Annotated in this window: 10 protein-coding genes; 5 read left to right on the top strand and 5 right to left on the bottom strand. The window is 69.3% G+C overall.

Annotated elements, in window-relative coordinates:
• Positions 1-3: 3 nt before the first annotated feature.
• Both D7X30_RS33750 and D7X30_RS33745 read right to left on the bottom strand, forming a co-directional pair.
• On the bottom strand, positions 4-762 hold the full coding sequence (locus tag D7X30_RS33750; protein ID WP_120567100.1) for a 2OG-Fe(II) oxygenase: 759 nt from the start codon (positions 760-762) through the stop codon (positions 4-6).
• 70 nt (positions 763-832) lie between these two features.
• Positions 833-1,201, bottom strand: a complete 369-nt coding sequence (locus tag D7X30_RS33745) for a hypothetical protein (RefSeq protein WP_120567099.1) — start codon at positions 1,199-1,201, stop codon at positions 833-835.
• A 196-nt stretch (positions 1,202-1,397) separates the two neighbouring features.
• On the opposite strand from D7X30_RS33745, the gene D7X30_RS33735 reads away from it, so the two are divergent.
• Together D7X30_RS33735 and D7X30_RS33730 are read left to right on the top strand one after the other, a co-directional pair.
• Entirely contained in the window at positions 1,398-2,411 is a 1,014-nt protein-coding gene (locus tag D7X30_RS33735; protein WP_120567098.1) for a DUF1801 domain-containing protein, read from the top strand.
• Between the two features lie 108 nt (positions 2,412-2,519).
• Positions 2,520-5,939 carry an ELWxxDGT repeat protein gene (locus tag D7X30_RS33730; RefSeq protein WP_120567097.1) on the top strand — a complete coding sequence of 1,140 codons (3,420 nt, stop codon included), beginning with the start codon at positions 2,520-2,522 and terminating at the stop codon, positions 5,937-5,939.
• A gap of 7 nt (positions 5,940-5,946) precedes the next feature.
• Here D7X30_RS33730 and D7X30_RS33725 read toward each other — a convergent pair whose 3' ends face one another.
• Positions 5,947-7,140, bottom strand: a complete 1,194-nt coding sequence (locus D7X30_RS33725) for a macrolide family glycosyltransferase (RefSeq protein ID WP_120567096.1) — start codon at positions 7,138-7,140, stop codon at positions 5,947-5,949.
• Between the two features lie 117 nt (positions 7,141-7,257).
• On the opposite strand from D7X30_RS33725, the gene D7X30_RS33720 reads away from it, so the two are divergent.
• A complete protein-coding gene (locus tag D7X30_RS33720) occupies positions 7,258-7,866 on the top strand; it encodes a TetR/AcrR family transcriptional regulator (protein WP_120567095.1) in 609 nt (202 codons plus the stop codon).
• Between the two features lie 259 nt (positions 7,867-8,125).
• Here D7X30_RS33720 and D7X30_RS33710 read toward each other — a convergent pair whose 3' ends face one another.
• Positions 8,126-8,683 carry a substrate-binding domain-containing protein gene (locus D7X30_RS33710; RefSeq protein ID WP_120567094.1) on the bottom strand — a complete coding sequence of 186 codons (558 nt, stop codon included), beginning with the start codon at positions 8,681-8,683 and terminating at the stop codon, positions 8,126-8,128.
• A gap of 60 nt (positions 8,684-8,743) precedes the next feature.
• On the opposite strand from D7X30_RS33710, the gene D7X30_RS33705 reads away from it, so the two are divergent.
• Entirely contained in the window at positions 8,744-9,181 is a 438-nt protein-coding gene (locus D7X30_RS33705; protein WP_120567093.1) for a nuclear transport factor 2 family protein, read from the top strand.
• A gap of 341 nt (positions 9,182-9,522) precedes the next feature.
• Positions 9,523-10,701 carry a hypothetical protein gene (locus D7X30_RS33700; RefSeq protein WP_233591960.1) on the top strand — a complete coding sequence of 393 codons (1,179 nt, stop codon included), beginning with the start codon at positions 9,523-9,525 and terminating at the stop codon, positions 10,699-10,701.
• Positions 10,702-10,755: 54 nt separating this feature from the next.
• On the opposite strand, the gene D7X30_RS33695 is transcribed toward D7X30_RS33700, so the two are convergent.
• The gene (locus D7X30_RS33695) at positions 10,756-12,006 is read right to left on the bottom strand and encodes an MFS transporter (protein ID WP_120567091.1); all 1,251 of its coding nucleotides are present in this window, start codon (positions 12,004-12,006) and stop codon (positions 10,756-10,758) included.
• Positions 12,007-12,030 lie beyond the last annotated feature (24 nt).

The raw sequence follows: 12,030 nt of genomic DNA, 5'->3' as shown, positions 1-12,030 counted from the left end.
CATTCAGGGGCGCGGTGGCGCCCAGAGGGCGCTGTGGGCCTCTGGCGCGTCCGGGGATTGCTCCGCCGTGTAGAAGTAGGCCGCGACCGCGGCCCGGCCCCGTCCTTCGGGACACTCCAGCGCGGCGGGGTGGCCATGCCAGTGCGTGTCTCCGTGCGCCATCACGACCAGCCGATCGAGGACCGGAGCGATGCGGGCCTCGCACCGGGAGAGGTCGGCGTTCCATAGCTCCAGGTCGCCGCCCCACGCGGGCTCCCAGCCCGGGTTCAGGTAGTACAGGACGGTGAGTCGCCGTGTGAGCGCGCGGGTGTGGTCGCGGTTGAAGTCCGCGTGGAGCGCCAGATGGCCCCCACGCAGCGTGAGGTGCAGCCCGGCGCCCCGGAAGTGCGGATCCGCGATGAGCCCTTTGACTCCGGTGAGCGTCTCCAGGAAGTCGAGGAACGACATGCCCGAGAGCTCCGCGAGCAGGTGCCGGAGCGCGCCATGCACGCCTTCGAAGGCCTTGCGCTGAAGCTGTCCCAGGCGGGCCGCCTGCTCCGGGTGATCACGGCGCATCCAGGGGGCCCCGGTCGCGCCTGGAAAGACGCCGGCAAGTTGCGTCGCCAGCCGCTCTCCCAGGAAGCCGTCGATGACGACGTGCGGATGGGGCCGGGCCGCGCCGTAGGTGTCGCGATGCGCCAGCCCGAGCGAGCGGAGCGCCGTGCGGCTGAGGAAGAAGCTGGGTCCCAGCAACGGACCTTCATCGACTGTTGCGACGCTCACGGGACCTCTTCTGCTCGGGTTTCCGGCCTTCGATGATGGCATGCGCACGAAACGCATGTCTCTTCCGTCCTCACCCGGGGTCGCCGCCTTCGGTCTCGAGGAGTGCCGCGAGGAACAACGCATACGTCAGCTCGGCGACGGGCCGACGCTCCCGCCGGGCCTGGAGGCGCAGCGCCTTGGGCAGGGAGCAGGACTGGCCCCGTTCACCGTCGCGCATCTGGACATAGCCTCGCGGGGAGTAGCCCATCACCTGCCAGCCCATTTGACACAGCGCCCGGCTGAGGTCGTCGGTGAGCTGGTGATGGAGGGCGCGAGCGATGGGGACGGGGCGGAAACGCTCGCTCGACCAGCCTTCCGTGTCCTCGCGCCAGCCGCGCGCGCGCAGGTAGTTCACCTTGCGCGCAAGCGACAGTCCGCCGACGTGGCGCTCGAGCTTCATGGGGCCTCTGAGGAGCGGGAGCAGAGCATCCGCGAGGCAGGGGTTTTCACGTCCACGGGCGCATCATCCAGCAGCGCGTCCCCTACAATCCGAAATTCTCGTTCCACATCTCAGGAGGGGTTTCTCGCGGAGCCCCGTCGGCGCGGTCTTGCGCTTCTGCTAAGTCGGGACGAAACGCCCCGGAGGCCCGAAGACCATGGCGACGACGACCCGAGTCCCGCAGACGATCGATGCCTATCTGGCGAGCGTGACCGACCCTGCGGCGAAGAAGACCCTGACCGCCCTGCGCACGCAGCTGCGCAAGCTGCTCCCCAAGGCCACCGAGACCATCAGCTACCAGATGCCCGCCTTCAAGGTGGACGGGGACCTCGTGGTGGGCTTCGCGTTCTTCAAGAAGCACTGCGGCTTCTACCCCGGCAGCGGCAGCGTGGTGCCGGCGCTGAAGTCGGAGCTGGAGGGCTACACCACGTCGAAGAGCGGCGTCACCTTTCCACCGGACGAACCGCTCCCGGCGAAGCTGGTGAAGAAGTTGGTGCAGACGCGGCTCGCGGAGATCGCCACGCGCGCGAAGAAGCCCGCGGCCGCGAAGAAGTCCGCGGTCGCGAAGAAGGCGCTCATCACCGAACGCATCACGGACGCCTCGGTGAAGGAGGCCACGGGCCGTGATTGGAAGGCCTGGATGCGCGCCCTGGACAAGGCGGGGGCGGCCGGGCTGACCCACAAGCAGCTGGCCGCGCTCGTGGGCCGCGAGGTCGAGTCTGGCTGGTGGCAGCAGTCCATCGCCGTGGCGTACGAGCAGGCCCAGGGCAAGCGGGTGGTGGGCGAGACCGCCGCCACGGGCTTCCAGGTGGGCGTGGTGCGCACGCTGCCGATGACCGCACCCGAACTCTGGGAGTGGGTCACGACGCAACCGGAGCGCTGGCTGGGCCCGGGCGCGACACTGAAGGCCGAAGCCGGCGGCCGTTATGAGGCCCCCAAGCGTCGCGGGGCACCCGGTGTGCGAGGCGAAGTCCGGGTGGTGAAGCCCGGGCAGCGCCTGCGCATGACCTGGGAGACGGACGGCTGGAAGAAGCCGGCGACGTTGCAGCTCACGGTGACGCCCAAGACGAAGGGCGCCTCCCTCCACGTGCACATGGAGAAGCTCCCGGACGCGGACGCCCGGGAGGCCATGCGCGAGCGCTGGTCGAAGGTCCTCGCCGGGGTTGCCTAGCGTCATCAGGGTGGGGATTGACGCTGCGTCCACCCACCCTGTACCTCCAAGCCCTCACCGCCGAGACGCCGCCCTGGGGGCTGGCCGGTGGTGGATGAGGGGACGCACATGCAGGCCATGGCGAAGTGGGGGGCTCTCCTGGTGGTCCTGTGGTTGGGCCTGGGAGGGTGCTCGGACGCGGGGCGTCCGGGGGCTGGAGTGTCTCCGAAGCAGGGCTCACGCGCCCAGGCGCTCGCGGCGGGGGAGGCCCGGCTCCTGCGCGACATCCACCCGGGAACAGCCGGCACGATCTACGGAAAGGGCGGGGGCGAGGGCCTGCGTGTGGGTCGCACGCTCTTCTATTTCGCATCCGACCCGAACAACGGGGCCGAGCTCTGGAAGAGCGATGGCACCCCCGAGGGCACGGTCCTGGTGAAGGACATCCGGCCGGGGCCCAACGGTTCGAACCTGGCCTACTTCGTGGAGCTGGACGGCATCCTCTACTTCACCGCCAATGATCACGCCGGCAACGAGCTGTGGCGCAGTGACGGCACTTCAGAGGGGACCTGGCGGGTCAAGGACATCGCCCCGGGGCCCGACAGCGGTGGGCTGAGCTTCCTCACCCGCGTGGGCCACCAGCTGTTCTTCACCCGCACGACCGAACTGTGGAAGAGCGATGGCACCGAGGCGGGCACCGTGCTCGTGCGCTCCTTCGCGGGCTCCAACTGGGAAACCATCGGAGAGAGCGCCGCCGTGGGTGGGACGCTCTTCTTCTCCGCGAACGAGGCGGGCTACGGCTGGGAGCTCTGGAAGAGCGACGGCACTCCCGAAGGCACGGTGCTGGTGAAGGACATCCAGCCCGGCACGGGACATTCGCAGCCCGGGAACATGAGGGATGTGAAGGGGACCCTCTTCTTCACCGCGAATGACGGTGTGCACAGCACCGAGCTGTGGAAGAGCGATGGCACGCCCGAGGGCACGGTGCTCATCGCGGATGCGTCCCCCGGAGTCGGCAGCCTGGACGTCTACAATCCAGGGGTCGTGGGCGGGACGTACTACTTCGCGAGCCATGGGCTGAAGGGCGAGGGAGTCGAGCTGTGGAAGAGCGACGGCACCCCTGAGGGCACGGGGATGCTCAAGGACATCAAGGAGGGGAGCGGCAGCAACCCCGATGACTTCATCGAGCTGAACGGGGTGGCGCTCTTCAGCGCCGAGGGCCAGGGGATCGGAGAAGAGCTGTGGAGGACCGATGGCACGCCCGGGGGCACGGTGCTGGTGAAGGACATCTGGCCCGGGGGGTATTCCTCCTCGCCCTTGTCCTACACCCGGGTGGTGCTGGACGGAGTGCTCTACTTCGCCGCGAATGACGGCGTGTCCGGCAACGAGCTGTGGCGGACGGATGGCACGTCCGAGGGCACCTGGCGGGTGAAGGACATCCACCCGGGCTCCGAGAGCAGCGGACTCAGCAAGTTGCTGGTGCTGGATGGCCGCCTCTATTTCTTCGCCTCCGACCCGGCGGTGGGCTCGGAGCTGTGGACGAGTGATGGCACCGAGGCCGGCACCGTGCGGCTGACGTACCGGGGCCCCTCGACGGTCGGCTCCATGTCCCAGCCCTTCGTGGACATGGGCGGCACGGTGTTCTTCTCCGCGGACGATGGCGTGCACGGCAACGAGCTGTGGAAGAGCGACGGCACGCCCGAGGGCACGGTGATGGTGAAGGATATCTCTCCGGGCCTGGCCAGCTCGACGGTGGCGGGGTTCAGCCGGGTAGGAGAGACGCTCTTCTTCATCGCCCACACGCCGGCCTCTGGCTACGAGTTGTGGAAGAGCGACGGCTCCGAGGCCGGCACGGTGATGGTGAAGGAGATCGGCCCCGGGACGGAGTGGTGCAGCTGCAACATGCTCGGCGCCTACCAGGGGCTGTTCTATTTCGTCGCCAACGATGGCGTGTCCGGCGTGGACCTCTGGCGCACCGACGGCACCGCCGAGGGCACGGTGAAGGTGCATGACTGGCCCAACAGCGAGGCCAGCGGCTTGTTCCGCAATCCCGTCCAGATGGAGGGCATCCTGTACTTCATCCGCCTCACCGCGCTGTGGCGCACGGACGGTACGGACGCGGGGACGTGGATGGTGAAGCAGCTCAACAGTGATTGGAGCAGTGATGCCTACCCACTCACCGCCGTGGGGAACCGGCTCTTCTTCCGCGCCTCCGACTCCGACTTCGGCTACGGCCCCGAGTTGTGGATGAGCGACGGCACGCCCGAGGGAACCGCGCAGGTGAAGGACCTCTGGCCCGGCCGTAATGGCTCCAAACCCTCATCGCTGGTGGGCCTGAACGGAAGGGTCTACTTCGCCGCGAATGACGGCGTGTCCGGCAACGAGCTGTGGACGAGTGATGGGACGCCCGAGGGCACGGTGAAGGTGAAGGAGCTGGTGCCGGGTTATGTCGGCACCGGGCCCATGTTGCTGACGCGCGTGGGCGGGACGCTCTACTTCGCCGCCACCGACGCTTCAGGTGCCCCCGCGCTGTGGAAGAGCGATGGCACCGAGGCGGGCACCGTGCGCGTCAGGGGACCAATGCCGGGCCTCCTGGGCACCGGGGACCCGATCTCGTTTCTCGCGCTCGAACCCGAAGGCATGTTGCTGTTCGCCGCCGCGGATGCCGCGTCCGGCGTCGAGGTGTGGAGGACGGACGGGACGGAGGCGGGCACCGTGCGCATCACGGACATCGTGCCGGGGCCCGGCTCCTCGCGCCCGCGCATGCTCACGCGCAGCGGCAACCGCATCTTCCTGTCCGCGAATGACGGCTGGACGGGCTTCGAGCCCTGGCTCATCCCGTGGCGGGCGGTGACCGGACCCGTGCCGCCCACTGTCACTTGCCCCAAGGACGTCACCGCCGAGGCCGCCAATGCCGCGGGCGCGGACGTGAGCCTGCCGGAGGCTCGGGCCTCGGACGACGCCGCCCCGCCGCGGGTGACGTACAGCCCCGAGTCGGGCAGCACCTTCCCGCTGGGTGACACCCTGGTGTCGGTCACGGCGCACGATGAGGAGGAGCTCACGGCCACGTGTGCCTTCCATGTGCTCGTCCGCGACACCACCGCGCCCCAGTTGACGTGTCCGGAGGACGTCTCCGTCACCGTCGAGGCCGAGGCTGTGCACACCGTGGAGTTCCCTCCCGCCACCGCCGTGGATCTCGTCACGGCCTCCCCCGTCCTGACGTACAGCCGGGACTCGGGCAGTACCTTCCCGCCCGGGACGACGCCCATCACCGTCACGGCCGAGGACGCCGCGGGCAACCGCGCCACGTGCGATTTCCAGGTGTCGGTGAACGTGAAGCCGGCACCCTTCGACGCGGGGACGGAGCCGGACGCCGGGACTCAGGAGCCGGACGCCGGGACGCAGACGCCGGACGCGGGTGTGTCACCCATCCCGGATCCAGAGGGCAGGGGGTGCGGATGCGCGGCGGGCAGTGGTGCGCCCGCGAGCGCTGTCTGGTGGATGCTGGGCCTCCTCGGCGCGATGGCGGCCCGGCGGCGCTCCATCTCCTGAGCGACATCTACAGGTGGAACTCCTTCTCCAGCAGCTCCGCCGCGCGCGCGGCTCCCGCCTCCGCGCGTAGCTCCTTGCGGAGGGCCGCGAGCCGGGTCGCGACGGCCGGGTCCTCCGTGAGCTGGAGCAGCGCGGAGCGCAATGCCTCGGCCGTGGCGTCATCCGTGTCGATCCGCCGCGCGATGCCGAGCGCGACGAGCTGGTCGGCATTGGAGAACTGATCCGTGGACTGGGGCACGGCAATCATGGGCAACCCGCAGTACAGGCCCTCCTGCGAGCCTCCCATGCCCGCATGGGTGATGAACGCATCGGCCTGCTCGAGCACCGCCAGCTGCGGCACCCAGCGGTGGACCTCGACGTTGTCTGGGATTGTTCCCAGGTCCTCCATCGCCACGTGCTTGCCGATCTGCAGCACGACGTGCCAGCCGGGAAGTCCTCCAAAGGCAGCGAGGCACGCGCGGTAGAACGTGGGCTGGCGGGTGAAGGTCGAGCCGAGCGACACCAGCAGCACCTTCCGAGCGCCTGGGGGACGCTGCCACGAGCCCTGCGCCGAGCGATCTCCAAAGCACGGCCCCACGAAGGTGAAGCGCTTGCGGTCCACCCGGTCCGCCTGGGGTTGGAGCGCGCGAGGAATGAGCACCAGCCCGCGCGGCGGCTTCCCGACGAAGAGCATGGCGTCGGTCTCCGCCACGCCGCACTCCTTCATCCAGGCGGAGTAACGCTGGTAATGCGCCACGGCGCGCGGCTCGGTGCGCAGTGTCTCCACCAGGGCGGCCATGTCCTGCTCGTAGCCCTCCCAGGCGACGGAGGAGGGGGAGAGCTGGACCGCGGGGATGCCCCAGTTCTCTCCGAGGATTCGCGCCGTGGAACATCCGATGTCGTAGAGGAAGAGATCCGGCCGGTCGTGCTCATACGCCGCGCGCAGCTGCGGAAGCATGGACATGGCGTCATCGAGGAACATGTCCAACTGTCCCACCAGGTCGTCGGGCCACCGTTTGTCCGGCGCCCCATCGCGGGGGAGCAGGGAACGGTAGGGGCGAAGCTCCGCGCCCGTGCGGCTGATGGGCTCGGCGAAGGCCGCGTCATTGGCATACGTCACCCGGTGCCCGCGAGACACCAGCTCCCGGATGAGCTCCAGGCTCGGATTGACGTGACCGTGGGCGGGGATGCTGACCATCGCGATGTGGGCACGACGAGACATGGCGTTCTCCTGGCGGGAGGTGGCGAGACGGACCGTATCGTTTCGTCACAGTCCGTCTGGACGCGCTGGATGTCAAGACGAGACGTTGCGTCTCGTTAACTGATAGGCTGGTGGCCCATGGCTGACCCGAAGACCCCGGAACCGTCCCGCCGCAGTGAGCGCTCCCGCCAGGCCATCCTCACGGCCGCCGTCGAGCTCGTCGGAGAGGTGGGCTATGCGCGTCTGACGGTCGAGGCGATCGCGGCGCGGGCGGGGGTGGGCAAGCAGACCATCTACCGGTGGTGGGCCTCCAAGGGGGCGGTGGTGCTGGACGCCTTCGTGGAGCTGAGCGGCGGCAACCAGCCCGCGGCGCTGCCGGACACCGGCAACCTCAAGGCAGACCTGCGGGAGGTGCTGCGCGCCACGGTGCAGGAGCTCACGGATCCGCGCTTCGAGCTGCCCTCGCGGGCGCTCACCGCGGAGTCCCAGGCGGACCCCGCGCTGGCCCAGCAGTTCGTGGAGGCCGTGCTGCGGCCCCACTTGAGGGCGGTCCAGGAGCGGCTGCGCTCGGCCCAGCGCGAGGGCCAGGTCGCGAAGGGGGTGGACCTGGATGTCGCGGTGGAGCTGCTCGTCGGGCCGCTCTTCCATCGGTGGCTGCTTCGCACAGCGCCCCTCTCGAGCGCGTACGCCGACACCGTGGTGGACCTGGTCATCGCCGCGCTGCGGCCCCTGCCCAAGGGACGCTAGCGGGACCCGGAGCCTTCCGGGCGAAGTGCTGGCGGTAGTAGCGCGTCCAGAGGTTCAGCCCCACCACGCCCACCACCGTGGGCCCCAGGAAGCTCGCGAGCTGAAGGCCCTCGGCGCCGACGTGCCGGGCGTTCACCACCCGGAGGGGACGGTGAAGAACCAGACCTCCAGCATCCTCTCCAAGCTGGGCGTGAGGGACCGCACCCGCACCGTGCTCCGCGCCATGGAGCTGGGCTGCCTCTGAGCGGGCCGCGAGGATTCACGCGAACGGGTGGTGCTGCCGGAGCAGCGCGACGAAGGCGTTCGTCGCGGGCGAGGCGGTGACGGCCGGGGTGGCGACGAACCAGTCGAGCCACAGGCCCCGGCCGATGCTCAACGCCACCACCTCCCGGCGACGCAGCGAATCCTGGACGAACCAGCGCGGACAGACGGTGACACCCCGCCCGGCACGGGCCATCTCCAACGGGACTCCGGACAGGAAGGGCAGGGCGGTCACCCGGGCGAACCGGACTCCGGCCCGCGCGAACGCATCACCGAGCGGAGTGCCGGGCGAGAAGCTGTCCTCGGCTCCCCAGTAGTGCTCCCGGGCCAGCGCTTTCAACGCGATGCGCTCCGACTTCGCCTCCGGGTGCGTGCGTCCGACCAACGCCACCAGCTCGTCGCGGAACAGCTTGTGATGGGAGATGCGCGGGTCCGTCGGCCTGTCTCCGACCACGATGGCCAGGTCAAGCCGCCGCTCGCGCAGCCAGTCGAGCGGGCTGCCACCTGCCTCGGCGACGAGCTCGAGGTGCATGCGACGAGTATGGCTTGACGACATGGTCGGAACAACGCGTTCGACTCAACGCAGCCGGAGCGGCAGAACAAAGCGCGAGGCCCCATGAACGATACGATTGAGATTCGCGAGACCATCGAGCGCTTCCACGACGCGGTGAACCAGCGCAACCCCCAGGCCATCAGCGGGCTCTTCACCTCTGACGGCGTCTGGGAGGTCGCGCCGCCGTTCGAGCACCGCTTCACCGGCCCGGAGGCCATCGCAGCGGGCATCGCCGGCACCATCGGGCGCACCGTGGTGCTCGTGCAGACGTGCGCCCCCATCGTCATCGAGCGCCTCGACGCCCATCACGCGAAGGCGCGCACGTCGATGCAGGAGTGGGGGCGCTTCGAAGACGGCGCGTCGATGCATGCCGCGGGGACCTACTTCGACGCGCTCGTGAAGAGCGGCGACGGGCGCTGGCGCTTCACGCACCGGCGCTTCGTCGCGCACTACGCGGACACGGAGCCGGTGCCGGGCACCGTCTTCCCGGTGAGCCGCTGAGGAGCGGAAGGTCCTCGGTGCCGCGGTCACTGTTGGCTGAATTGGAGGCAGCCCGAACCCACCGCCACAGCAAGGACATGTCTGGACTTTCGAACCGCATCCGGCGGGAGCGACCGGTCCTGGACATCGAATCTGTCCAAACCCAGACGTCACGACGTGAGGAGGCAAGCGTCCAGGGCACATGGGAGTCCGGTCCTGGAAGGGCGGCCATTCCCTGAGGGGCATTGGGAGGGTCCGTTTGCGCCCATACCCTTCCAGGCCACATCGACCTGAAGCGAGGACCCCTGATGTCAAACCCCCGCTGCTCGTGCCGCTCTCGTTGGATCCATCTCCCGGTCTTGGTGCTCTCGCTGCTGCTGTGCAGTGCATGTGAGGCCGTGGGCCGGATCGAGTCCCCTGAAGTGCAGGCGCTTCCCATGGAGCCTTCTTCCGCGCCCGAAGAGGAGGTGCTTCCTCCACCTTCCCCCGCGCTGCCTCCGGCTCCCGCGGGGCTTCGTCCCGTCTCGGTCTGGGAGGGGATGTTCGTGGAGGAGTGGGGACGTGCGCACATGCAGACCTTCCTGCCCTGGAGCAACTCACGCGACAGTTGGGACTTCTACAACCTCGCCTACGGCCTGGACGCCAATACGGCGATGTACCGGGCCACCGGGAAGAGGGCCTACCTGGACCGGGCCCTGCTCTACGTCAACAACCTGGTGGCCTCCGCCCGTGTCTCGTCTTCGTTGCCCCAAAGCCAGTTCAAGGATGGGTACCTGGGCTGGACCTCGTCCCTGTCGGTTCCGGCCGGGCAGGAGGTGCCGCTGTATGAGAGCTACTGCTGGCGCTACGTGACGCGCATGCTGCGCATCATCCGCGAGACGCCGGACCTCTACGGCTCCGCCAGCTACCGCAGGCAGTACGACCGGCTGCTGGCGTTCACGGAGCGGAACATCTTCGACAAGTGGTTCCTGCGCGGGGCGAACGACTTCGTCTACCGCAACCGCACGCACATGGCCGCGCACTGGGCCTTCATCTCCATGGACCTGTCGCGGATGACCACCGACCCGGAGCGGAAGGCCCGCTACCTGGAGGTCTTCAGCAACATCAACCACGGCATGCCGAACTTCCCGTCCTCCCTGCGCGAGAAGCTGGCGCCCAACCCCGACCACCCGACGGCCTGGTTCTGGAACGACAAGTGGGACACGAACGCCCAGCCCGGCCAGGACGTCGCGCACGCGAACAACGTGCTGGCCTTCATCGTCGAGGCCCACGACGCGGGCATGGAGTGGACGGACGCGGACATCCGCAGGTTCGTCGTGACGCTCAACACTGTCATCTGGCCCTCGCCCAAGGTCTATGCGGAGTACGTGGACGGAACCGGGCCCGGGGATGGCTGGTTCAACGACGGGCTGATGAAGCTGGGCCGTTACGACGTCAACCTCCAGCGCCGGCTGGAGCAGCATCGCGTGGGCCAGAACAGCCAGTACTTCGCCAACGGCGCGCTCAACGTGCGGATGCTGTCCGAAAAAGCCGTGCAGTAGGTGGGGGAGGGGGCCCCGTCCTCGGACAGAGGACGGGGCGCGGTGTCGGCACCGTCAGCGGGCCGCGCGGGCCGCCGGGAACAATCGGACCATCAGGGCCGCCAGCGCGGAAGCCGTCGCCAGCAGCGTCACGCCCACCCAGCCCCAGCGGGCCAGGACCAGGCTGCCGCTCGCCGCGCCCACGGACATGCCGGCGAACACGCCGACGAACAGCACCGCGTTGAGGCGGCTGCGGGCGGCGGGCTCGATGCCGAAGACGAGCGTCTGATGCGCCACGAGCGTCATCTGCGCACCCAGGTCGAAGCCAATGGCGCTGGCGCCAATCAGCCACAGCCGGTGATGGGGCTCGAGCCACGGCGCCGCGAACATCGTGGCGAAGGAGAGGACGGTCAGACCGGCGCCCAGGCGCGTGACCACTTCCGGCCCGAAGCGATCCGCGATGCGGCCCGCCACCGGCGCACCCAACGCCCCCGCCGCGCCCGCCAGACCGAAGGCACCGGCCGCCGCGCTCCCCAGGTGGAACGGGGCGCCATGCAGCATCACGGCGAGGGTGGACCAGAACGCGCTGAAGCCAATGGAGATGAGCCCCTGGGCCAGCGCCGCCCGGCGCAGGGCACCATGCTTGCGCCACAGGCCGGCCAGTGAGCCGAGCAGGGCGCCGTAGGAGAGCGTGTTGCTCGGGCGGAAGCGGGGCAGGCCGCGCCAGGCCGCCACGCCGACGAAGGCCACGCTGGCTGCGGCGACCATGAACATGGCGCGCCAGCCGAAGCGCTCGGCGACCACGCCGCTGATGACGCGGGACAGGAGGATGCCGAGCAGCAGGCCCGTCATCACCGTGCCCACCACCTTGCCGCGCTCATGCTCGGAGGCCAGGGTCGCGGCGGCAGGGACGATGTCCTGCGCCACGGTCGCCGTCAGGCCCACGGCGAAGCTCACCACCAGCAGCAGCTGGATGTCCGGGGCCAGGCCGCCCAGGAGCAGGGCCACGCTCAGCAGCGCGGCCTTGATGAGGATGATGCGGCGCCGGTCGAAGCGGTCGCCGAGCGGCGTCAGCAGCAGGATGCCCAGCGCGTAGCCCAACTGCGTGAGCATGGGCACCAGACCCACCGCGGTGTCGGAGGCGCCGAGGGTGGACCCCATCACCCCCAGCATCGGCTGGCTGTAATAGATCGACGCCACCGACAGGCCGGCGCTCGCGGCCAGCAGCAGGCGCAGACCGTGCGACAGGGAGGCGCTGGCGGCGGAGACCGGGGAGGGGAGGGCGCCGCTTCCGGCGGTTCCATGTACGGAGCGAATGAAGGACATGATGTTCACCTCGGGTGATGCGCG

This window comes from Corallococcus sp. AB011P (assembly GCF_003611605.1).
GTDB classification, from domain to species: Bacteria; Myxococcota; Myxococcia; order Myxococcales; family Myxococcaceae; genus Corallococcus; species Corallococcus coralloides.
This window is presented reverse-complemented; position numbering and strand designations above follow the sequence as displayed.

Coding starts and splice junctions, on each gene's coding strand:
- D7X30_RS33745 (WP_120567099.1), bottom strand. CDS start 1,201: ATGAAGCTCGAGCGCCACGTCGGCGGACTGTCGCTTGCGCGCAAGGTG.
- D7X30_RS33730 (WP_120567097.1), top strand. CDS start 2,520: ATGCAGGCCATGGCGAAGTGGGGGGCTCTCCTGGTGGTCCTGTGGTTG.
- D7X30_RS33710 (WP_120567094.1), bottom strand. CDS start 8,683: ATGTCGTCAAGCCATACTCGTCGCATGCACCTCGAGCTCGTCGCCGAG.
- D7X30_RS33695 (WP_120567091.1), bottom strand. CDS start 12,006: ATGTCCTTCATTCGCTCCGTACATGGAACCGCCGGAAGCGGCGCCCTC.
- D7X30_RS33735 (WP_120567098.1), top strand. CDS start 1,398: ATGGCGACGACGACCCGAGTCCCGCAGACGATCGATGCCTATCTGGCG.
- D7X30_RS33725 (WP_120567096.1), bottom strand. CDS start 7,140: ATGTCTCGTCGTGCCCACATCGCGATGGTCAGCATCCCCGCCCACGGT.
- D7X30_RS33705 (WP_120567093.1), top strand. CDS start 8,744: ATGAACGATACGATTGAGATTCGCGAGACCATCGAGCGCTTCCACGAC.
- D7X30_RS33720 (WP_120567095.1), top strand. CDS start 7,258: ATGGCTGACCCGAAGACCCCGGAACCGTCCCGCCGCAGTGAGCGCTCC.